This window comes from Streptomyces sp. NPDC046985 (genome assembly GCF_040644415.1).
Classification (GTDB): Bacteria; Actinomycetota; Actinomycetes; order Streptomycetales; family Streptomycetaceae; genus Streptomyces.
Genome location: NZ_JBEYWK010000024.1, coordinates 1 through 20,723 on the forward strand (window position 1 = coordinate 1; position 20,723 = coordinate 20,723).

General features: G+C 71.9%; 19 protein-coding genes and 1 rRNA gene. 10 read left to right on the forward strand and 10 right to left on the reverse strand.

The window, feature by feature from the left end; translation table 11 throughout:
- Both rrf and ABZ861_RS26880 read left to right on the forward strand, forming a co-directional pair.
- Positions 1-93: ribosomal RNA gene (rrf, locus tag ABZ861_RS26875) — 5S ribosomal RNA — on the forward strand; the annotation flags it as partial.
- A 69-nt stretch (positions 94-162) separates the two neighbouring features.
- The gene (locus ABZ861_RS26880) at positions 163-813 is read left to right on the forward strand and encodes a GNAT family N-acetyltransferase (protein ID WP_361635024.1); all 651 of its coding nucleotides are present in this window, start codon (positions 163-165) and stop codon (positions 811-813) included.
- A gap of 48 nt (positions 814-861) precedes the next feature.
- Here ABZ861_RS26880 and ABZ861_RS26885 read toward each other — a convergent pair whose 3' ends face one another.
- From ABZ861_RS26885 to ABZ861_RS26910, 6 genes are all read right to left on the reverse strand, one after another.
- Positions 862-2,430, reverse strand: a complete 1,569-nt coding sequence (locus ABZ861_RS26885; RefSeq protein WP_361635027.1) for a type VI secretion protein — start codon at positions 2,428-2,430, stop codon at positions 862-864.
- Between the two features lie 34 nt (positions 2,431-2,464).
- Positions 2,465-3,889: an ATP-binding protein gene (locus ABZ861_RS26890; protein ID WP_361635030.1), complete on the reverse strand. Its 1,425-nt coding sequence runs from the start codon at positions 3,887-3,889 to the stop codon at positions 2,465-2,467.
- Positions 3,890-3,903: 14 nt separating this feature from the next.
- Entirely contained in the window at positions 3,904-5,463 is a 1,560-nt protein-coding gene (locus tag ABZ861_RS26895) for an SCO6880 family protein (RefSeq protein ID WP_361635033.1), read from the reverse strand.
- Positions 5,460-6,797 carry a hypothetical protein gene (locus ABZ861_RS26900; RefSeq protein ID WP_361635036.1) on the reverse strand — a complete coding sequence of 446 codons (1,338 nt, stop codon included), beginning with the start codon at positions 6,795-6,797 and terminating at the stop codon, positions 5,460-5,462. Before ABZ861_RS26900 ends, ABZ861_RS26895 begins: the two co-directional genes overlap by 4 nt.
- Positions 6,787-7,665, reverse strand: coding sequence for a hypothetical protein (locus ABZ861_RS26905; RefSeq protein ID WP_361635039.1), 879 nt, complete (start codon positions 7,663-7,665; stop codon positions 6,787-6,789). Before ABZ861_RS26905 ends, ABZ861_RS26900 begins: the two co-directional genes overlap by 11 nt.
- A gap of 248 nt (positions 7,666-7,913) precedes the next feature.
- Positions 7,914-8,222, reverse strand: a complete 309-nt coding sequence (locus ABZ861_RS26910) for a hypothetical protein (RefSeq protein WP_190181597.1) — start codon at positions 8,220-8,222, stop codon at positions 7,914-7,916.
- A gap of 565 nt (positions 8,223-8,787) precedes the next feature.
- On the opposite strand from ABZ861_RS26910, the gene ABZ861_RS26915 reads away from it, so the two are divergent.
- The 3 genes from ABZ861_RS26915 to ABZ861_RS26925 all read left to right on the forward strand — a co-directional run bounded on the left by ABZ861_RS26915 (position 8,788) and on the right by ABZ861_RS26925 (position 11,668).
- Positions 8,788-9,585, forward strand: a complete 798-nt coding sequence (locus ABZ861_RS26915) for a trypsin-like peptidase domain-containing protein (protein ID WP_361635043.1) — start codon at positions 8,788-8,790, stop codon at positions 9,583-9,585.
- A 120-nt stretch (positions 9,586-9,705) separates the two neighbouring features.
- On the forward strand, positions 9,706-10,698 hold the full coding sequence (locus ABZ861_RS26920; protein ID WP_361635046.1) for a bifunctional lytic transglycosylase/C40 family peptidase: 993 nt from the start codon (positions 9,706-9,708) through the stop codon (positions 10,696-10,698).
- Positions 10,699-10,954: 256 nt separating this feature from the next.
- Positions 10,955-11,668: a phosphatase PAP2 family protein gene (locus ABZ861_RS26925; RefSeq protein ID WP_361635049.1), complete on the forward strand. Its 714-nt coding sequence runs from the start codon at positions 10,955-10,957 to the stop codon at positions 11,666-11,668.
- A 213-nt stretch (positions 11,669-11,881) separates the two neighbouring features.
- Here the strand turns inward: ABZ861_RS26925 and ABZ861_RS26930 are convergent, their stop codons facing one another.
- On the reverse strand, positions 11,882-13,462 hold the full coding sequence (locus tag ABZ861_RS26930; RefSeq protein WP_361635050.1) for an FAD-binding oxidoreductase: 1,581 nt from the start codon (positions 13,460-13,462) through the stop codon (positions 11,882-11,884).
- 379 nt (positions 13,463-13,841) lie between these two features.
- Between ABZ861_RS26930 and pstS the strand changes: the two genes are divergently transcribed.
- The 4 genes from pstS to pstB all read left to right on the forward strand — a co-directional run bounded on the left by pstS (position 13,842) and on the right by pstB (position 17,966).
- On the forward strand, positions 13,842-14,966 hold the full coding sequence (gene pstS / locus ABZ861_RS26935; RefSeq protein ID WP_361635053.1) for a phosphate ABC transporter substrate-binding protein PstS: 1,125 nt from the start codon (positions 13,842-13,844) through the stop codon (positions 14,964-14,966).
- Between the two features lie 110 nt (positions 14,967-15,076).
- A complete protein-coding gene (gene pstC / locus ABZ861_RS26940; protein WP_361635056.1) occupies positions 15,077-16,084 on the forward strand; it encodes a phosphate ABC transporter permease subunit PstC in 1,008 nt (335 codons plus the stop codon).
- Positions 16,081-17,145, forward strand: coding sequence for a phosphate ABC transporter permease PstA (gene pstA / locus ABZ861_RS26945; RefSeq protein WP_361635059.1), 1,065 nt, complete (start codon positions 16,081-16,083; stop codon positions 17,143-17,145). Before pstC ends, pstA begins: the two co-directional genes overlap by 4 nt.
- A gap of 44 nt (positions 17,146-17,189) precedes the next feature.
- On the forward strand, positions 17,190-17,966 hold the full coding sequence (gene pstB / locus ABZ861_RS26950) for a phosphate ABC transporter ATP-binding protein PstB (RefSeq protein ID WP_361635061.1): 777 nt from the start codon (positions 17,190-17,192) through the stop codon (positions 17,964-17,966).
- A 135-nt stretch (positions 17,967-18,101) separates the two neighbouring features.
- Here pstB and ABZ861_RS26955 read toward each other — a convergent pair whose 3' ends face one another.
- Positions 18,102-19,100, reverse strand: coding sequence for an inorganic phosphate transporter (locus ABZ861_RS26955; protein WP_361635064.1), 999 nt, complete (start codon positions 19,098-19,100; stop codon positions 18,102-18,104).
- A 7-nt stretch (positions 19,101-19,107) separates the two neighbouring features.
- Positions 19,108-19,728 carry a DUF47 family protein gene (locus ABZ861_RS26960; RefSeq protein ID WP_361635067.1) on the reverse strand — a complete coding sequence of 207 codons (621 nt, stop codon included), beginning with the start codon at positions 19,726-19,728 and terminating at the stop codon, positions 19,108-19,110.
- A 261-nt stretch (positions 19,729-19,989) separates the two neighbouring features.
- On the opposite strand from ABZ861_RS26960, the gene ABZ861_RS26965 reads away from it, so the two are divergent.
- Positions 19,990-20,376: a metal-sensitive transcriptional regulator gene (locus ABZ861_RS26965; RefSeq protein WP_361635070.1), complete on the forward strand. Its 387-nt coding sequence runs from the start codon at positions 19,990-19,992 to the stop codon at positions 20,374-20,376.
- Between the two features lie 53 nt (positions 20,377-20,429).
- On the opposite strand, the gene ABZ861_RS26970 is transcribed toward ABZ861_RS26965, so the two are convergent.
- Positions 20,430-20,657, reverse strand: a complete 228-nt coding sequence (locus tag ABZ861_RS26970) for a hypothetical protein (RefSeq protein ID WP_361635073.1) — start codon at positions 20,655-20,657, stop codon at positions 20,430-20,432.
- Positions 20,658-20,723: the final 66 nt, after the last annotated feature.

Here is a 20,723-nt window from a genome sequence, read left to right on the forward strand (position 1 = left end):
ACGCCCGGTCACATTCCGAACCCGGAAGCTAAGCCTCACAGCGCCGATGGTACTGCAGGGGGGACCCTGTGGGAGAGTAGGACACCGCCGAACAAATTGTCAGAAAAGGCCCACACCTTAATGGTGTGGGCCTTTTCTTTTTTCCTGGACTACCGTGGCTTCATGACCATGCCGGAGAGCGACGAGAAGTACGTGGTGCGGGCCCTGCGCGCCGACGAGTGGCCGGCCGTGAAGGAGCTGCGGCTGCGGGCGCTCCAGGATCCGATGGCGCCTCTCGCTTTCCTGGAGACGTATGACGCCGCGAAGGCCCGGCCGGACTCGTTCTGGCAGGAGCGCGCGGCCGGGGCCGGGGTAGGGGCGCCCGGCGCGCGGCAGTACATCGTGGAGGGGCCGGTCGGCGAGTGGGTCGGGACCGTCACGATGCTCGTGGAGGAGGCCGGGGCCACGGACTGGGCGGGTTTCCCCGTCGAGCGGCGGCAGGGGCACATCGTCGGCGCCTATATGAGTCCCGAGCACCGCGGGAGCGGGCTGACCGAGGTGCTGTTCGACGAGGCCCTCCAGTGGGCCTGGGGTATCGGCCTGGAGCGGGTGCGGCTCATCGTGCACGAGGACAACGGGCGGGCGCAGCGCTTCTACCGCCGGATCGGATTCCTGCCGAGCGGGCGCACGGTGCCGTTGCCCCAGCGCACAGACCAGCACACGGACCAGCACGCAGACGACACGGACCAACACGCCGACGACACGGACCAGCGCACAGACGACACAGAGGCGGCCGAGCTGGAGTACGTCCTGGAGCGCCCTCCGGCGGGATGACGGCGGCTCCGGGGCTATGGGGCTCCAGGGCTCCGAGGGAAGCAGTCGTCAGGCCGAAAACCCGTCGTGCGGCCAGTCGTGCGGCCAGCGGGCGCGGCCTTGTTCGTGGGAGCGCAGCAGGACCAGGGTCGGCAGGCCGAGGCCGGCGCCGCCGGACAGCAGCTCGGGAAGCGCGGGAAACGGGGCGACGGCGGCCACGTCGTCGAGGACGAGCGTGAGTGGTGGGTCGAGCCGACCGGAGGATGACCGTTCGGCCATGCGCCGGCCGCGCTCGACCACGCTCGCGGCGAGCGCCGTCAGGAGGGGCATCGCGCCCGGGTCGGTGCGGGGGTCCTCGAGGGATTCCCCCACCAGATAGAGCGTTCCCCCTTCGTCGACGAAGGAATCCAAGGTGAGCGCGTCAGTTCGGTTCGGCGTGCAGGCTTCGCGGACGTTGACCGTGACGAGCGAGGCCAGGGCGCGGCGGGTCAGTTCCTGAGCGACGTCGCGGCGGTCGGGGTGGGAGGTGAGGGCGGCCTCCAGCTCGCCCGCCGCTCCGGGCGCGGCCGCGGGGTGGGTGCGCAGGGCCCGTACGGCGTCCTGGAGTTGGCTGCCCTGGGACCAGCGGTGCACGTGGCGGACGGTGCGGCCGTCGATGGCCGCGGCGTGCAGGTAGCTGCGCAGGAGGGTCTGCGCGGTGTCGTGCACGGCCTGGTCGATCCTCGCGGTGGGGCGCACCGGGGCGAGCAGGGCGGCGGCCCGTGCCGTGGCGGTCTCCTTGTCCTCGCAGCCGCTGGCGGGCGGCCAGTGGAGGCGGGCGGGGGTGTCGCAGAGGTGGACGGGGTCGTACAGCAGGACCGGGCCGAGCTTGGCCCGGGAGTCCTTGGTGTCCTGCCACACGGCCGGGTTCGAGGTGACCACGAGGGCGGGTCCCGCTGCGTCGCGGATCGCCTGGGCGGCGGCGGTGCGGCGGCTCTCCCGGGGGGCGAGGTGGACGCCGGTCCGGGAGGCGGCGAAGAGGCTCGGGGCCGGGACGGAGACTGGGACGGCGGGGGCGGGCGGGGGCTTCTCCAAGGTGGGCGCGGACGACGCCGGCACGGGCTGCTCGGGCAGCGGAGCCGGGTGCTGGACGGGGGCCTCGTGAGGAGCGGGGACGTCGTCGCGGTGCGGCGGCGGGGACGCGTCCGGGCGGCGTTCCGGGGCGCCGGACCGGTCGTCGTCTCCGGTCCGCGCCGAGGCGGCGCGCTCGCGGGCCGCCGCGTGCCCGGCCCGGCGCCGCGCCCGCACCGTCCGCCACCGGGCCACCGTGCCCATCACGAACACGGCGAGCGTGAACAGCACCATGAGCTGGCCGAGGAACAGGCCCCAGAACAGCCCGTACCCGGAGAGCCGGCCCGCCGGGGTGTGCGGCCAGGCGCCGGGGAGGTCGTGCGGGGCGACGACCAGGCGCCGTATGGCCTGCGGCGTGTGCGCGAAGCTGACGCCCGGCGGCCAGGCGCCGTGCGCGAACAGCCCGGACAGGCCGGTGGCCGTCCACGCCAGCACGGTCATGCCGAGGAGGAAGGCGAGCAGGCCGAGCAGCAGCCCGTCCGGGATGCCGCCCCGGCCCCGTGCCGGGTCGTGGTCGTGCGCTGTCACCTCTCGCGCCCCCTGCGCTCGCCTCGTCGCGTGTCTAAGCCACTGTGGACTCGGAGGAGCCGCCCAGGTCGGGGACGTGCTGCTCCATGAAGGCCGCCGCGCGTTCCTCGGCCTCCCGCTCGGCGGCGCGGTGGGCCTCGTCGGCGGCCAGGTCGCGGGAGGACTCCGTCATGGCGCGGTCGGTGAAGACCAGCGGCCGTTCCGACTCGGTGATCAGGTGTTTGACGACCTGGACGTTGCCGTTGACGTCCCACACCGCGATGCCGGGGGTCAGCGTCGGGATGATCTCGACCGCCCAGCGGGGCAGGCCGAGCACCCCGCCCGTCGCCCGTGCCTCGTCGGCTTTCTGGGCGTAGATCGTTCTGGTCGACGCCATCTTCAGGATGGCGGAGGCCTCCTTCGCCGCGGCGCCGTCGACCACGTCGGAGAGGTGGTGGACGACCGCGACGAACGACAGGCCGAGCCGCCGGCCGAACTTCAGCAGCCGCTGGAAGAGCTGGGCCACGAACGGGCTGTTGATGATGTGCCACGCCTCTTCGACCAGGAAGATGCGCTTCTTGCGGTCGGGGCGGATCCAGGTGTGCTCCAGCCACACGCCGACGATCGCCATCAGGATCGGCATGGCGATGGAGTTGCGGTCGATGTGCGACAGGTCGAAGACGATCAGCGGCGCGTCCAGGTCGATGCCGACCGTGGTGGGGCCGTCGAACATGCCGCGCAGGTCGCCGTCGACCAGGCGGTCCAGGACGAGGGCGACGTCCAGGCCCCAGGCCCGTACGTCGTCTATGGCGACGTTCATCGCCTCGGCCGACTCCGGCTCGGGGTGGCGCAGCCGCTCGACGATGTCGGACAGGACGGGCTGGCGTTCCAGGATCGTCTCGTTGACGTAGGCGTGCGCGACCTTGAGGGCGAAGCCGGACCGCTCGTCCAGGCCGCGGCCCATCGCGACCTCGATGATGGTGCGCAGCAGGGCGAGCTGCCCGGTCGTCGTGATGGACGGGTCCAGCGGGTTGAGCCGGATGCCGTGGTTGAGGGCGGCCGTCGGGTCCAGCCGGATGGGGGTTATGCCCAGTTCCTCAGCGATGAGGTTCCACTCGCCCACGCCGTCCTCGCCCTGGGCGTCCAGGACGACGACCTGGCGGTCGCGGAAGCGGAGCTGGCGCAGCACGTAGGTCTTCTCCAGCGCCGACTTGCCGTTGCCGGACTCGCCGAGGACCAGCCAGTGCGGGGCGGGGAGCTGCTGGCCGTAGAGCTGGAAGGGGTCGTAGATGTAGCCCTTGCCGGAGTAGACCTCGCGGCCGATGACGACGCCCGAGTCGCCGAGGCCGGGGGCGGCGGTGGGCAGGTAGACCGCCTGGGCCTGGCCGGTGGAGGTGCGCACCGGCAGCCGGGTCGTCTCCACCTTTCCGAACAGGTAGGACGTGAAGGCGTCGGTGAGCGCGGTCAGCGGGTCCCGCATCGAAGCATCAGCCCTTACCGTCGGATTCCGGTGGCGAACGGAAGCGTGTTCACGAAGGCGCGGTGGTGCTCGCGGTCGCACCACTCCAGCTTCAGGTAGGACTTCCCGGCCGAGGCGCGGATGGTCCGCTTGTCGCGGCCCAGGGCCTCGGGGTCGCGGGCGGAGACGGTGATGTAGCCGACGAGGTTGACGCCGGCCGCTCCGCTGGCGAGGTCCTCGCCGCGCTGGTCGAGGCGGTGGTGGGCCTGGACGTCGCGCGGGTCCACGGTGCGGTTCATCTTGGCGGCGCGGCTGGCGTCGGCGACGTCGTTGGTCTTCTCGGTCAGCATGCGCTCGATGGCGACCTCGGTGGGTTCGAGGTCCATGGTGACGGCCACGGTGCGGATGACGTCGGGGGTGTGGACGAGGAGCGGGGCGAGGAAGTTCACGCCGACCGGGGTCATGGGCCATTCCTTCACCCAGGCGGTGGCGTGGCACCAGGGCGCGCGGGTGCTCGACTCGCGCGTCTTGGCCTGGAGGAACGTCGGTTCCATGGCGTCCAGTTCGGCGGGCCAGGCGTTGCGCTGGGTCATCGCCTGGATGTGGTCGATCGGGTGGTCCGGGTCGTACATGGAGTGGATCAGCGAGGCCAGCCGCCCCTGGCCGAGGGGCTGGCGCACGCGGATGTCGGCCTCTTGCAGGCGGGAGCAGATGTCGGTCAGCTCGCGCGCCATGACGACCGCGAGGCCGCCGTCCCGGTCCAGCCTGCGGCCGGCCCGGTCCCGGGCGGCGCGGGCCATCGCGTTGGACTCGGCGGCCAGTTCGCGGGTGTAGTGCATGCAGGCCACGAGGTAGGCGCGGTGCTGCTCGCTGCTGGTGGACACCATGGACTGGAGCTGGTCGTAGGAGTGCTGGAGCCAGCCCGGCGCGCGTTCGTCGCCGCGCTGGGCGACGTCCTTGGCGTGGGCGTCGGGGTCGGCGGGGAGGGTGCGGGCGAGCATCTGGAGGCGGGTGACGAAGCCGTCGCCGTTGGCCACGTGCTTGAGCAGGGTGCCGAAGCGGTCGACGAGGGCTTCCTGGTCCTCGGAGTCGCGCAGGCCGACGCCGGGCCCCTCGATCTCGATGGCGGCGGTGACGGTCTTGCGGTCGGCGTGCAGCAGGACGGCGATCTCGTCGGGGCCGAAGGGCGCGGCGAGCCAGGTGATGCGGCCGATGCCGGGCGGCGGGCCGACCTCGTACTCCTTGCCGTCCAGCCGGGTGCCGGACTCCATCGCGCCGGAGCGGTAGGCGGCGCCGCGCTTGACCGTGCGCTTGTAGCTGCGGTTGATCTCGAACCAGCGGTAGAACGTCCGGTGCCGGTAGGGCACGTAGACGGCGGCGAGGGCGAGCAGCGGGAACCCGGACAGCAGGACGATGCGCAGCGGCAGCACGGGGACGAGGAGCCCGCACATCATGCCGAGGAACGCGCCCACGACGATCAGCGCGATCTCGCCGCTCTCGCGGTTGCGGCCGACGATCGCGTTCGGCCGGGCGCGGCCGATCAGATACGTGCGGCGGGGCGTGACCGCGTGGGACAGGTGGGAATCGGTCGTCAACGCCGTTCACCTCCCGTGCGGTGGGCGCCGCTGTTGCGGTTGCTGCTGGCGTGCGGGGTGTTCACCGGGCTGGGCGCCCGGGGCGCCGGCGCGGCGGGGGCGGATCCGCCGCCGTCCGAGACGCGGGCGCCGTGCGCGGCGACGCCGCCGGAGGCGGGGTTGGCCGGGCGGGGCCGGGACGAGGCGCCGCCCGCCGCGCCGTTGCTGTCGGCCCGGGTGCTGTGGGTCTTGATGCCCTGGGCGACCAGGGAGGCGGGGGAGCTGATGACGGCCGCGGCCTTGTTCTCGGCGCCCTGCATCAGGCGGTTGTTGCGCCCGGCGGCGATCTCGTCGCCGAAGCCGGGCACGAAGCGGTAGATCATCGCGCTGGCGAAGATGGCGAGCAGGATGATGGCCAGGCCGGAGACGACCGCGGAGAACGCGCCCGGTCCGCCGTTCCCCGAGGACAGCGCCCCGGCGAGTCCGAGGACGATCACGATCACCGGCTTGATCATGATCACGGCGATCATGATGCCGGCCCAGCGGCGGACGTGGCCCCACAGGTTCTTGTCGACCAGGCCGGCGTAGACGACGGTGCCGAGCAGGGCGCCGACGTAGAGCAGGGCGGCGCGGACGACCAGTTCGAGCCAGAGCACGCCGGAGGCGAGGATCGACACCAGGGACACGACGATCAGCATGATCGGCCCGCCGCCGATGCTGCCGCCCTTGCCGAGGGCGGCGGAGAACGTGCCGAAGAAGCCGTCCGCCTGGTTGCCGGTGGCCTTGGCGAGGACGTCGCTGACGCCGTCGGCGGCCGACACGACCGTGTAGAGGATCAGCGGGGTGAACGCGGAGGCGAGCACGGTCAGCCAGAGGAAGCCGACCGCCTCGGAGATCGCGGTGGTGACGGGGACGCCGCGCACGGCCCGCTTGGCCACGGCCAGCAGCCACAGCAGCAGCGTCAGGATCGTCGAGGCGGCGAAGACGACGGCGTACTGCTGGAGGAACCTGGCGTTGGTGAAGTCGACGTTCGCGGTCGCCTGCACGGCGTGGCTGAGCTTGTCGATGGTCCAGGACGCGGCGTCGGCGCAGCCCTTGGCGAGGGAGGAGAGCGGGTCCTGGGAGGCGCTGGGGTCGTAGGGGACGTCCTTCTTGGCCCCGCCGCCGGGGTTGCCGAGCTGGCAGTACTTCTTGGCTCTGCCGAAGATGAGGGCGCAGGTGTCGCTCGGCGACGGGGCGGACTTCGGGCCGGGCGAGGGCGCGGCGGCGGCACGGGTCGCCAGCAGCACCGCCGAGGTCTGCGCGGCCGCCACGACGGCGGTGAGCCGGAGCGCGCGCAGGCTGCTACCGGGCATACGTGAACCCTCCGTACTCTTCGATGGCCTGGCGGATCTGGTCGGAGGTGGCGGCCTTGTCGTCGCCGGGGACGGGGGCCGGCCCGTCGTGCTGGGAGTCGGAGGCGATCTTCCAGTCGCCGGCCGCCCACCGCAGGTCGAACGTCCACGTCGACCAGGACGAGGTGACCGGGTCGGTGGAGGCCCGCGCGGACATGCCGATGAGGCCGACGTACCAGACGGCGACGTCGGCGCGGTCGGCGCCGTACTGCCGCACGGTCGCGCCGACGGGGATCGCGCGGGAGACGAACGTCTGGCCCGCCGGGGCCCGTCCGTCCGCGTCCAGGCCCATCCGCTTCAGGAAGTCCGCCGAGTAGGCCCGGTCCATCGGGCCCCGCTGCTTCGCCGCGGCCTCGGGCGTGTAGAGGAGGTCCACGAGGGTGTGCCGGGCGTCCTTCTGGAACATGCCGGTCGACCCCAGGGCGACGGCGTAGTTCGACGCCGCGCTCTGCGCGCCCTGCTGGTCGTGGGCGAAGCCCGAGGGGACGCCGCCGGCCTTGGTCGTCACCGGCTGCCTTCCGGTCGCCGCCGTGGGGGCGGAGCGGGGCGCCCCGTCGGCGCCGGAGGCCGCGTCGGCGCCGGTCGACCCGCGGGGCCCGGCGGTCTGCGGGCCGCTCGTGCCGCGGTTGGCGAAGGCGATGGCGGCGACGAGCAGCACGACCACGGCGACCACGGTGACCAGGCCGCGGGTGGAGGAGCGGGGGCCGCGCCGCGCCCCGCCGTAGGGGTCGCCGGGCCGGTCGGGCAGCCAGGTGCGGGTCCCGCCGCCGTACAGGTCGTCGTCGGCGCGTGCGGGGACGCCGTATCGGTGCTCGTCTCCGGGACTCATGTCCGGTACGCCCCCTCGACCTCGGCCTCGTGGCGGAACGCGTCGCAGTACGACGGTAGCCGTGCTGGTTCCCGCGCGGGCGCGGTGTGGTGACTCGACATCAGGGAAACGCAACCTCGGCCGGTGGGCACGGTGGGTGGGTGGGGGCAGCGGGGGCGCCGGGGGCGCCCGGACGGGCCGGCCGGCGGCGCGGACGGGGCGCCGTGCGCGGTGTGCGCGGGGGTGCGCCGGTCACGCGGCCGGCGCGGCTACACCGCCATGCCGTACACGATGGTGAACAGCGTGCCGAGGGAGCCGATGATGAACACCCCCGTGAGCCCGGCGACGATGAGGCCCTTGCCCTGCTCCGCGCTGAAGGTGTCGCGCAGGGCGGTCGCGCCGATCCGCTGCTTGGCGGCCCCCCATACGGCGATGCCGAGGCAGAGCAGGATGGCCACCGCCATCACCACCTCGATCATCACCTTCGCCTCGTTGCCCAGGCTGCCGAAGGGGCCCCAGTTCGGAGCGATCCCGCCGATGATGGTGTTGATGTCTCCCTTGTCGGCCGCAAAGAGCATGTAAGTCACCGCCCCTGGTGGGTAGTTCCGCGTCCTCTGCCGATGTGCAGAGGTCAGGTCTCATTGTCGCCGACAAAGCCGGTTGCGGATGTCGACTTGGCGCCATAGTCGGCGAATTTCGTGCCTACGGTCACTCTGTGTATCACGGCAGGTCACGCCGGGCAATGAGGGGAGACCGGAACCTGTGGTGTGGTTCCGTCGTTGACACTTCTCGTGCCCGGCGGGGTTCCTGACGGCCAGTCGAGTGAGCGGTCGTCTCGATGGTCTCACGCCCGGCGGCCCGTGCACCGGCCGTGACGCCGGATCCTCGGGGGCCCCGCGGCGCCGGACGGTCGCCGCGCGCGGACGGTGACTCAATGTGGCTGGCCCTCTACGCTCCGTCGCATCGGGTTTGACGCACGGGGCGGCGGCAAGACCACTCTTGACGGTGGTTTGGACAGCGGGCGTCGGCTGAAGGGCGAGGAGGGCGATGCGGGGCAGCGTGTGCGGTGAACGGGGGTTTCACAGAGAAAACTCAGCGAAGTCGTGGTTCCTTTCTCACCTTGGTGGGACACAGTGGGGCCTGATGAAGCGCACCACAGGGAACCGCAGACCCGCACGCCACATCCGCCGGGGCCCCCGCAAGGCCTACTCGGCGCTGGTGGTGGGCTTGGTGCTGGTCGCCGCCACCTCGGCCTCCGTGGCGACCGCCGACGACGGGCCGGGTCCCCTGGGGGTGACGTCCGTGGCCACCGCCACCGCGCAGAACGCCCGCGTCGGCGCCCTGTTCAGCGCCGACAAGGCGAGCGCCCTCGCCGGCAACCACTTCTGCACCGCCTCCGTCGTGCACAGCCCCCGCCACGACCTCGTGCTGACCGCCGCGCACTGCCTGACCGAGGGCGCCGACCTGGTCTTCGCGCCGGGGTACCGCGACGGCGCGGCCCCTTACGGCGTCTGGAAGGTGGTGCGCCACTACGTGTCCCGCAACTGGTCCGGGAGCCAGGACGAGGACAGCGACGTGGCCTTCGCCGTGATCGCGCCGCAGGGCGGGCAGAACGTCGAGGACGCGGTCGGCGCCAACCAGTTCGCCACCGGGACGGCCACCGGGGCGAAGGCGGTGACCGTCACCGGCTACCCGCGCGACGCCGAGGCGCCCGTCGCCTGCACCAACATGCCCAGCGCGCACAGCGGCACCCAGCAGCGCATCGACTGCCCCGCCTTCACCGGGGGCACCAGCGGCAGCCCGTGGGTCGACCGCGACCGGCACGTCATCGGGGTGCTCGGCGGCCACGAGCAGGGCGGCTCCACCCCCGACACGTCCTACAGCGTCGTCTTCGGCGCCGAGGCCGCCGCGCTGTACGGGAACGCCACCGCGGAGAACTGAGCCCCGCCGAAAGCCGCCGAGCGCCGCGCTCCGGCGTCAGGATCACGCGTGTGCGATCACCCGGGAGAGCTACCGCGCCCCTAGACTGTGCGGGACGTACTCCCGTCCGGCAAGGGGTGGTTGACGGTGCGTAAGGCATGGGTCGTTGCGGTCGCCGCCGCCGGATGCGCCTTCACCTTCGTGCTGCTGCTCGTCGTCGGCGTGTACGTCGCCTCCGACGACACGACGGGCGGCGTCGGACTCGCCAAGGGCGCCGTGCCGGCCGCCTACAAGAACCTGGTGCAGAAGTGGGGCGACCTCTGCCCCGCCCTCAACCCGGCCCTTCTGGCGGCCCAGTTGTACCAGGAGAGCGGGTTCAACCCGAGAGCCCGGTCGGCGGCCGCCGCGGAGGGGATAGCGCAGTTCATCCCCGGCACCTGGGCCACGCACGGCGTGGACGGAAACGGCGACGGCAGACGCGACGTCTGGGACCCGGATGACGCGATTCCGTCGGCCGCGTCCTACGACTGCGACCTCGCCAAGTACGTCAGGAGCGTGCCCGGCGACGTCTCGGACAACATGCTCGCGGCCTACAACGCGGGCGCCGACGCGGTCATCAGATACAGGGGCGTCCCCCCCTACGGGGAGACCCAGAACTACGTCAAGGCGATCACGACCCTGGCGCAGAGCTTCGCCGCGCCGGTCGCCCGCGTCGACCCCTCCCACCAGGCCGCCGCGTCCATCGCCTTCGCGCAGAGCAAGCTCGGAACCCCCTATCTCTGGGGCGGCGAGGGCACCGCTGAGCAGGGAGGACGCTTCGACTGCTCGGGGCTGACCCAGGCCGCGTACGAGAGCGTGGGGATCACCCTGCCGCGGGTGGCCAACGACCAGTACAACGCCGGGCCGCACCCCAAGCGGGAAGAACTGCTGCCGGGCGACCTGGTGTTCTTCTCCGACGATCTGACCGACTCGCGGGCCATCCGGCATGTGGGCATCTACGTCGGCGGCGGGTACATGATCGACGCACCGCGCACGGGGGCGGTGATCCGCTTCGACCCGATCGACACCCGGGACTACTTCGGGGCCACCCGGGTCACCGAGGATGGCGCGAAAGCGCTCCCCACCGCGGTGTGAGCGAAGTGTGAAACCACCCCCCTGAGCTGCGGCGATGGGTCTCTCTTCGGTAACGTCTGCGTGATCGTTCGGTGGACTGTGGAACGTATCGTTCACAGTCGTGCGTTCCTGTTGACGTAGGGCCGAGCCGACGCCGGCCGTGCCGCGTGTAGTGCACACGCACGCGGACGGCGGGAGCGGGTCCACGCCAGGGGGACGGCAGGCGCGGCGCACGCAGGGTGCGCCCGGAAGGACACGACGAAGGGGCCGCAGCACGATGGCTGGACTCGCCGAATCCGGGGCGAACCCCGACGTCGACCTGCTCTACGAAGTCAACGGCCTGGCCGCGGACGCGCCGCACTGGTGCGACCGGGTCATGTCCTTCGTCGGCGAGTACGGGCTGCTGCTCGCCATGGCGCTCCTCGTCGCATGGTGCTGGCAGTCGGTGCGGCGGCGCGGCGGCGAGGGCGCCGCGGCCTCCGTGGCCGCGCTGGTGTGGGCGCCGCTGGCCGCCGGGATCGCGGTGCTGGTGAACGTGCCGATCCGGGGGTTCGTGCAGCGGCCCCGGCCCTTCCTGGACCATCAGGGCCTGGACGTCCTGGCGCACGGCAGGGGCGGCTTCTCCTTCGTCAGCGACCACGCGACGCTCACCATGGCGATGGGGGCCGCGCTGTTCGTGGCCGACCGGCGGTTCGGGCTGGCCGGCATCGGGCTCGCGCTGTTCGAGGGCTTCTGCCGGGTGTACATGGGGGTGCACTATCCGACCGACGTGATCGGCGGGTTCGCCCTGGGCACCGCTGTGGCGCTGCTGCTCTCCCCGGTGGCCATGGCGCTGCTCACCCCGCTGCTCTCGGCGGTCGAGGGGTCCAGGTGGGGCGCGTGGTGCGTGCGCGCCCGGCGCGCGCCGGACCCGGCGGGCCGGGCGGTGCTCTCCGGGCGCCGGGACGAGGGCCTGACGGCGGCGGCCCAGGAGAACGACCTGGCGGCGTGAGAGCGGCCCACGAGGGGCCGCTGCGCGAGCTTTCCGCTGGGGCGCGGGGCGCCCAGGACTCCGCTGGGGCGCCCTGCGCCCACCACTCCGCTGGGGCGCCCCGCGCCCGGGACTGCGCTGACGGGCGGGTTCCCGGGACTGCGCGCCCCCTGGACCCCTGAAGCCCCCTGACACCGGCACCGGAGGGGCGCGCGGACCGCGCCCCTCCGGCCGTCACCACCCCTGCGGGGAGGTGAAGAACCGCTCCGGGTCGTACTGCTGCTTCAGCTTCGCCAGGCGGCCCGAGGCGGCGCCGTAGTAGGCCGTGCGCCAGTCGGTCAGGGTCGGGTCGGTGTAGTTCTGGTACGCCGCCCCGGAGGCGTGCGGCCGCATGGCGGCGTGCGTCGCGGTGAGCCAGCCCTGCGCGGCCGTGCCCGCCGTGCCCGGAGTCCAGGAGGCGATGTACTGGGCGAGCATGCGCGAGCGGCGGTGGACGAAGGCCGTCGCCGTGGGGGAGACGCGGTTGACGGCGCCGCCGAGCGCGGTGAAAGCCACACTGCCCGCGCCGCCGCGCACCGCGCGCATCCGGGCCAGCAGCGTCTGGACGCCGGCCGCGGAGATCGAGCGGTCGAAGAAGTCGGAGCGGGCCGCGTAGGTCTCCCGGCCGAGGCGGCCGCTCGGGGAGCGGCCGGGCGTCGGGCCGGGCAGATGGCACTGCGGCTCCGTCGGGAAGGACGAGCAGCCCGCGTACGCCTCCATGGCGTCCTCGTAGGAGTGGCGCCGCAGCGTCACGTGCGGCGCGGGGGCGCCGATCCGCCCGGCCAGGCGGTCCAGCGCGTTCTGCAACTCGCCGTAGGAGCCCAGGGAGAAGGCGGCTGCCGAGACGGTCGGAGCGGCGCCGGGGGAGGCCTCCAGGTGCAGCGAGGACCAGATCTCGTCCGGCTGGTCCGGGCCCCACTCCTGCCAGGCGGCGAGCACCGCGGCCGCCTTCGCCCACGGCCAGGTCAGATAGCCCGACACCGCCTGCGGCGCGGGGTGGGTGCGAAAGCGCAGCTCGGTGACCACGCCGAAGGCGCCGTTGCCGGCGCCGCGCAGCGCCCAGAAGAGGTCCGCGTTCTGCGTCGCGTCGGCGACGACTTGCCTGCCGTCCGCCGTGACGAGGGTGGCCTGGGTCAGGCTGTCGCAGGTCAGACCGTAGGCCCGGGAGACGACGCCGTGGCCGCCGCCCAGCGTCAGCCCGGACACCCCGACGGTGGGGCACGAACCCGCCGGTATGGTCACGCCCTTGGCGGTGAGCGTCCGGTAGACGTCGATGAGCTTGGCGCCGGCGCCCACCACGGCGGAGGTCCCGCTGGCCCGGACCGCGGCGAGCTTGGACACGTCGAGGATCAGGCGGCCGTCGCCGGAGGACCAGCCCGCGTAGGAGTGGCCGCCGTTGCGGACGGCCACGCGCAGGCGGTGCGCGCGGGCGTAGGACAGGACCGTGCGGACGTCGTCGGCGTGCGCCGGGTAGGCGACGGCGGCCGGTTTCAGGCTGTCGAAACGGGTGTTGTAGAGCTGGCGGGCCGTGGTCCAGCCGCTGTCGCCGGGCCGGACCACGGCGCCGTCCAACTCCCTTCCGAGGGAAGCCCAGTCGGGCGGCGCCTGGGCGCCGGCGGCCCGCCGGCCCGTGGCGGAGGCCGCCGGGGACGGCGCCCCGGCGGCCGTGTCGCGGGCCGCCGGCGCGGAGTCGGCGTGCGCGCCGGCGCGGCACGCGGCCACCGTCATCGTCGCCACCGCGGCCGCGCCGCCTGCCATGAACCTGCGCCGTTCCATCGGCGTCTCCTCTCAGCTTCCGCAGAGCCAACGAGGGCCCGTCCCGGGGGGTTCCCAGGGGGCCTCTCGGGGGCACGGTCCAAGCCTTCCCGGCATTCTCCCCAGGGCTGCACGGCCCGTGCGGGGCGGGGCCGCGGGGCCCCGCGGACCGGGACCTTCACGTGCCCTCCCCGTGAGCGTTCCGTGACCTCACCGCACCGACGGCAGGGGTTCACCCCCCGTTCACTTCTGACCATCGGTCGCTTCACCTGTTCTGTCTAATTTCGGCCGTACCAGGTGCTGATGCGCATCTCAGCGCATCAGTGCCCGTCATTCTCCGCACGCCGCCGATCAGGACGGCGGCTCCTGGAAGGAACTCCCTCAAGTGAAGCTTCAGCGCATGAACCGGCGGGCAATCGCTCTCGGCGCTCTCGCCGTCTCCGGCGCCCTGGCCCTCACGGCGTGCGGCTCCGACAACAACAACGACTCCGCCACGGCGAACGGCGGGGGCAGCTCCTCGGCCGCCGCGGCGCCCGGCTCGGTCAAGTGCGACAGCGCCAAGGGCCAGCTCCAGGCGTCCGGCTCGTCGGCGCAGAAGAACGCGATCGACGCGTGGGTCAAGCAGTACGGCGCGGCCTGCAAGGACGTCCAGATCAACTACAACCCGACCGGTTCCGGCGCGGGCATCACCGCCTTCCTCCAGGGTCAGACCGCGTTCGCCGGTTCGGACTCCCCGCTGAAGCCGGAAGAGGCCGCCCAGTCCAAGAAGGTCTGCTCCGGCGGCCAGGCGGTCGACCTGCCCATGGTCGGCGGCCCGATCGCGGTCGGCTTCAACGTGCCCGGCGTGGACAGCCTGGTGCTCGACCCCGCGACGATCGCCCAGATCTTCAACGGCAAGATCGCCAACTGGAACGACAAGGCGATCAAGAAGCTGAACCCGAGCGCCAAGCTCCCCGACCTGAAGATCCAGGCGTTCCACCGCTCGGACGAGTCCGGCACCACGGACAACTTCACCAAGTACCTGATCGCCACCGCCAAGAGCGACTGGCCCTACTCGGGCGGCAAGGCCTGGCAGGCCAAGGGCGGCCAGTCCGCGCAGGGCTCCTCCGGCCTCGCCCAGCAGGTCAAGCAGACCGCCGGCGCGATCTCCTACTTCGAGCTGTCCTACGCCTCCGACGGCGTCAAGACCGTCGACCTGAAGACGGACGCCGCCACCCCGGCCAAGGCCACCGTCGACAACGCCACCAAGGCCATCGCCTCGGCCAAGGTCGTCGGCACCGGCTCGGACCTCTCCCTGAAGCTGAACTACAAGCCGACGGAGGAGGGCGCCTACCCGCTGACCCTGGTCACCTACGAGATCGCCTGCGACAAGGGCAACAAGGCCGACACCCTGCCGGCCGTGAAGTCCTTCCTGTCCTACGTCTCCTCCGAGGACGGCCAGAAGCAGCTCACCGCCGCTTCCTACGCCCCGATCCCCGACGCGATCATCACGAAGGTCCGCTCCACCATCGCCGGCCTGAGCTGATCCAAGTGTGCGGCCCGGTCCTCCCGTCCACGGGAGCCGGGCCGCACCGTCCGGTGCACCGCCGCCAGGAGCCGTACGCCGCGTACCGCTCCGCAGACCGGAGAACCCCGATGGACATATCGACACAGGACAAAGACGCTCCTTCGCCCCTCGCCCAGCCGAGCGGACACGCCGCCCGGCGGACTGCCCGTGGCGCCACTCGCGCCGGAGACCGCGTCTTCCTCGGCCTCTCCCGGGGATCGGGCATCCTGCTTCTGGTGATCATGGCCGCGATCGCGGTCTTCCTCGCCTATCGCGCCTCCCTCGCCATCGCCAAGGACCACGGCGACTTCCTTACTACCTTCGAGTGGAACACCGGCATCCTGCCGCCCCAGTTCGGCATCGCCGTGCTGGCCTTCGGCACGGTCGTCTCCTCGATCGTCGCCATGGCCCTCGCGGTCCCGGTGGCGGTCGGCATCGCGCTGTTCCTCACCCACTACGCCCCGCGCAAGCTCAGCGGCCCGATCGCCTACGTGATCGACCTGCTGGCCGCCGTGCCGTCGATCGTCTACGGCCTGTGGGGCGCGCTGGTCCTCGTACCGCACCTGAACGGCCTCTACGGCTGGCTCGACGCCTACTTCGGCTGGACCGGCGTCCTCTCCTGGCAGGGCGGCGCCCCGCGGTCGCTGCTCACCGTCGGCGTCCTGCTGGCGATCATGATCCTGCCGATCATCACCAACGTCAGCCGCGAGGTCTTCCGGCAGGCGCCCCAGATGCACGCGGAGGCCGCGCTCGCACTCGGCGCCACGCGCTGGGAGGTCATCCGCATGTCGGTGCTGCCCTTCGGCCGCTCCGGCGTGATCTCCGCCTCGATGCTCGGCCTCGGCCGCGCGCTCGGCGAGACGATGGCCGTGGCCACCGTGCTCTCCCCGACCTTCGACATCAAGGCCAGCCTGCTCGACCCGGGCGGCGGCACCTTCGCGCAGAACATCGCGAGCAAGTTCAACGAGGCCACCGAGTTCGGCCAGGACGCGCTGATCGCCTCCGGTCTCGTGCTGTTCGTCATCACCCTGCTCGTCAACGGCGCGGCCCGCATGATCATCAACCGCCGCAAGGAGTACTCGGGGGCCAACGCATGAGCACGCCAGCCGTCACCGACACGCGCGCCGGCTCGCTGCGCGCCGCACGTCTGCCGAAGTGGTTCCCGCTCGCCGTGGCCGCGGGGTCCGTCGTCGTCGCCGTGGCCGTCGGCCTGGGCGCCGGCCTGGACAGCAAGGTCCAGTGGGGCTTGATCGCCGCCGTCCTCGCCGTCCTCGGCACCTACGGCATCGCCGCCCGCGTCGAGGGCCGCCGGCAGGCCAAGGACCGCATCGCCACCACCCTGGTCTGGGTCTGCTTCCTGCTCGCCGTCATCCCGCTGGCCTCCCTGATCTGGGCCACCGCCGCGCGGGGCCTGAACGTCTTCGACGGCTACTTCCTCAGCCACTCCATGGCCGGCGTCTCCGACACCGAGCCGGGCGGCGGCATCTACCACGCCCTGCTCGGCACCCTGGAGCAGGTCGGCCTGGCCACCGCGATGGCCGTGCCGGTGGGCGTGCTGACCGCGATCTACCTGGTCGAGTACGGGCGCGGCGGGCTCGCGCGCACCGTCACCTTCTTCGTCGACGTGATGACCGGCGTCCCCTCGATCGTCGCCGGCCTCTTCGTCCTGAGTTTCTGGATCCTGATCCTGAAGATGGGCTACTCCGGCTTCGCCGGCTCGCTGGCCCTCGCGATCCTGATGATGCCGGTGGTGGTCCGCTCCACCGAGGAGATGCTCAAGCTCGTGCCCAACGAGCTGCGCGAGGCGTCCCTCGCGCTGGGCGTGCCCAAGTGGCGCACCATCCTCAAGGTGGTCCTGCCGACCTCCGTCGGCGGCATCGCCACCGGCGTGATGCTCTCGGTCGCCCGCGTCACCGGCGAGACCGCCCCCGTGCTGCTGCTGGTCTGGGGTACGAACTTCATCAACACCAACCCCTTCCAGGACCCGCAGGCGTCGCTGCCGCTGTACATCTACCAGCAGTACGCGAACAGCGCGGGCTCCGGCGCGGCCTACGACCGGGCGTGGGCGGCCTCGCTCACCCTGATCGGCTTCGTGATGATCCTCAACCTGGCGGCCCGCGGCATCGCCCGCTGGAAGGCCCCCAAGACCGGTCGCTGACGCGGCCACTCAGCGACCCAGAGACGGAAAGTGAAGAAGTAGTCATGGCCAAGCGAATCGACGTGAGCGGTCTCACCGCCTACTACGGCTCCCACAAGGCGATCGAGGACATCTCGATGACGGTCGAGCCGCGTTCGGTGACGGCTTTCATCGGACCCTCCGGCTGCGGCAAGTCGACGTTCCTGCGCACCCTGAACCGGATGCACGAGGTCACCCCCGGCGGCCGGGTCGAGGGCAAGGTGATGCTCGACTCCGAGGACCTGTACGGCGCCGGGGTCGACCCGGTCGCCGTCCGCCGCGAGGTGGGCATGGTCTTCCAGCGGCCGAACCCGTTCCCCACCATGTCGATCTTCGACAACGTGGCGGCGGGGCTGCGGCTGAACGGCGGCTACAAGAAGAGCGAGCTGGAGGCCGTCGTCGAGCGCTCGCTCAAGGGCGCGAACCTCTGGAACGAGGTCAAGGACCGCCTGAACAAGCCGGGCTCCGGCCTCTCGGGCGGTCAGCAGCAGCGGCTGTGCATCGCCCGCGCCATCGCGGTCGAGCCCAAGGTGCTGCTCATGGACGAGCCCTGCTCGGCCCTGGACCCGATCTCGACGCTCGCGATCGAGGACCTGATCGGCGAGCTGAAGGAGCGCTTCACGATCGTCATCGTGACGCACAACATGCAGCAGGCGGCGCGCGTCTCGGACCGCACCGCGTTCTTCAACCTGGCGGGCGTCGGCCAGCCGGGCCGGCTGATCGAGATCGACGACACCCAGCGGATCTTCTCCAACCCGTCCGTGCAGGCCACCGAGGACTACATCTCGGGCCGCTTCGGCTGATCCGCTCCTCCCCGAGGACCCCTCGCGGCACTGCATGGCGGTGCTGCCGCGAGGACGCAGAAGGGCCCGCCCCCGGTCTCCCGGGGGCGGGCCCGCGCGCGTTCCGGCCCGTCTGAGCGGTCCGGCGCCGGTGTCCTACAGGACCGCCAGGTCGATCAGCCAGAAGGCGAGGGCGGAGACGATCCCCGCCGCCGGCATGGTGATGAACCAGCCGAGCACGATGTTCTTGGCCACGCCCCAGCGCACCGCGTTCACCCGCTTCGTCGCGCCCACGCCCATGATCGCGGAGGTGATCACGTGGGTGGTGGAGATCGGGGCTTTGAACAGGAACGCCGTGGTGAACATGATCGACGCGCCGGTCGCCTCGGCGGCGAAGCCCTGCGGCGGGTCCAGCTCGATGATCTTGCGGCCCAGGGTGCGCATGATGCGCCAGCCGCCCGCGTAGGTGCCCAGCGACAGCATCAGCGCGGAGATCAGCTTCACCCACACCGGGATGGGGTCGCCGTAGGTCTCCGCGTCGGCGATGACCAGCGCCATCACCACGACGCCCATGGTCTTCTGCGCGTCCTGGAGGCCGTGGCCGAGGGCCATGGCGGCCGCGGAGACCGTCTGCGCGATGCGGAAGCCGCGCTTGGCCTTGTGCGGGTTGGCGCGGCGGAAGATCCACATGATCGCCGTCATGACCAGGTAGCCGACGATCAGGCCGACCACCGGGGACAGGAACATCGGCGTGACGACCTTGTCCAGCACGCCGGACCAGTGCACCGCCGTGCCGCCCGCGAGGGCCGCGCCGACCAGCCCGCCGAACAGGGCGTGCGAGGACGAGGAGGGCAGGCCGAAGTACCAGGTGGTGAGGTTCCAGACGATGGCGCCGAACAGGGCGGCGAACAGGATGGCCATGCCCTTGCCGCCGGTCGGCGTCTGGATCAGGCCCTCGCTGACCGTCTTGGCGACGCCGCTGCCGAGGAAGGCGCCGGCGAGGTTCATCACCGCGGCCATCGCCAGCGCGGCCCGCGGGGTGAGCGCCCGGGTGGAGACGGAGGTGGCGATCGCGTTGGCGGAGTCGTGGAAGCCGTTGGTGTAGGCGAAGCCGAGCGCGACGAGGATGGTCAGTATCAGAGCGAAGGTGCCCATGGACGCCTCAGGACTCCTTGACCGCGATGGTCTCCACCGTGTTCGCCACGTGCTCGAAGGCGTCGGCCGCCTCCTCCAGCACGTCCACGATCTGCTTGAGCTTCAGCACCTCGATCGCGTCGTACTTGCCGTTGAACAGGTGGGCCAGGAGCTTGCGGTGGATCTGGTCCGCCTGGTTCTCCAGCCGGTTGACCTCGATCCAGTACTCGGTGAGGTTGTCCATGGTCCGCAGGTGCGGCATGGCCTCCGCCGTCAGCTCCGCGGCCCGCGCCAGGACCTCGATCTGCTGCTCGACGCCCTTGGGCAGCTCCTCGACGTTGTAGAGGACGACCAGGTCGACGGCCTCCTCCATGAAGTCCATGATGTCGTCGAGGCAGGACGCCAGGGAGTAGATGTCCTCGCGGTCGAAGGGCGTGATGAACGAGGAGTTGAGCTGATGGAAGATCGCGTGCGTGGCGTCGTCGCCCGCGTGCTCCGCGGCCCGCATGCGCTCTGCGATCTCGGCCCGAGCGGAAGCGTCCGCCCCGAGCAGTTCCATCAGGAGTTTCGAGCCCGTGACGATGTTGTCCGCGGATGCGGCGAACATGTCGTAGAAGCTCGTCTCCCTGGGGGTCAGACGAAAGCGCACGTGGGGTCCTCGGGGTGCTTCGGTTTCGGTCAGGGTGATGCTAAGCGCATCATCCGGCCACGGCTAAGGGGCCTTCCCCAGTGTCGCCCATCAGGCACGGTGCTCGTCACGGGGGCGGACGGAGGGTCCCGTACCCCGGAGAATTCGGTACGATATACCCGCCGGGGGTATGTCCTCGGTCCCTGTCCGAAAGATCCGCCTCGTCCGGTCCGCGCGGTGCGCGCGGCCGGCGCCGAGGCGCCAGGTGTGCGGGAGGACGCGATGACCACCGAGGCCGGCGCGGCGGCATCCCCTGAGAACACCGCGGGCGCCGGGGACCCGGCGGCGGGCGGCGGCACGGCCGGGCAGGACGGCGCCCGGCACGCCACGCACGGCTACCACCAGCGGAAGGCCGAGCACCTCAAGCGGCTGCGCCGGATCGAGGGCCAGATCCGCGGGCTTCAGCGGATGGTCGACGAGGACGTCTACTGCATCGACATACTGACCCAGGTGTCCGCCTCCACCAAGGCCCTCCAGTCCTTCGCCCTGCAACTGCTCGAAGAGCACCTGCGGCACTGCGTCGCGGACGCGGCCGTCAAGGGCGGCGCGGAGATCGACGCGAAGGTGGAGGAGGCCACCAAGGCGATCGGACGGCTGCTGCGCACCTAGGGCTGTGACCGGCACTAGGGGGCGCACGCCTGGCGGGACGCACACGCTTAGGGCTAGGGCCCCTCGGGGCGATCACGGCGGGCGGCGGGCCCCGCGGGCGCTCGTCCGGTCCGGGCGCCGAGGCGCTCCTCGGTGACCCGCAGCACCTCGTCGATGCTCTCCTGGCTGAGCCGCTCCCGGGCCGCCGAGGCGGCGATGATCAGCTCTCCGCACAGCTCTATCTCGGCGAGGGCCACATGGTCCTGAACCGTCGTACCGCCGACCGGCGCCACGCGCGTCACCCCTTCCCCGCCGTCACCGGCTCTGCGTCACCGGCTTCCCAGAGTAGGGAGCGGGCCGCGCGCCGC

Coding starts and splice junctions, on each gene's coding strand:
- ABZ861_RS26965 (WP_361635070.1), top strand. CDS start 19,990: ATGACCACCGAGGCCGGCGCGGCGGCATCCCCTGAGAACACCGCGGGC.
- ABZ861_RS26910 (WP_190181597.1), bottom strand. CDS start 8,222: ATGCTCTTTGCGGCCGACAAGGGAGACATCAACACCATCATCGGCGGG.
- pstB (WP_361635061.1), top strand. CDS start 17,190: ATGGCCAAGCGAATCGACGTGAGCGGTCTCACCGCCTACTACGGCTCC.
- ABZ861_RS26930 (WP_361635050.1), bottom strand. CDS start 13,462: ATGGAACGGCGCAGGTTCATGGCAGGCGGCGCGGCCGCGGTGGCGACG.
- ABZ861_RS26955 (WP_361635064.1), bottom strand. CDS start 19,100: ATGGGCACCTTCGCTCTGATACTGACCATCCTCGTCGCGCTCGGCTTC.
- pstC (WP_361635056.1), top strand. CDS start 15,077: ATGGACATATCGACACAGGACAAAGACGCTCCTTCGCCCCTCGCCCAG.
- ABZ861_RS26925 (WP_361635049.1), top strand. CDS start 10,955: ATGGCTGGACTCGCCGAATCCGGGGCGAACCCCGACGTCGACCTGCTC.
- ABZ861_RS26915 (WP_361635043.1), top strand. CDS start 8,788: ATGAAGCGCACCACAGGGAACCGCAGACCCGCACGCCACATCCGCCGG.
- ABZ861_RS26905 (WP_361635039.1), bottom strand. CDS start 7,665: ATGAGTCCCGGAGACGAGCACCGATACGGCGTCCCCGCACGCGCCGAC.
- pstS (WP_361635053.1), top strand. CDS start 13,842: ATGAACCGGCGGGCAATCGCTCTCGGCGCTCTCGCCGTCTCCGGCGCC.
- ABZ861_RS26900 (WP_361635036.1), bottom strand. CDS start 6,797: ATGCCCGGTAGCAGCCTGCGCGCGCTCCGGCTCACCGCCGTCGTGGCG.
- pstA (WP_361635059.1), top strand. CDS start 16,081: ATGAGCACGCCAGCCGTCACCGACACGCGCGCCGGCTCGCTGCGCGCC.
- ABZ861_RS26880 (WP_361635024.1), top strand. CDS start 163: ATGACCATGCCGGAGAGCGACGAGAAGTACGTGGTGCGGGCCCTGCGC.
- ABZ861_RS26890 (WP_361635030.1), bottom strand. CDS start 3,889: ATGCGGGACCCGCTGACCGCGCTCACCGACGCCTTCACGTCCTACCTG.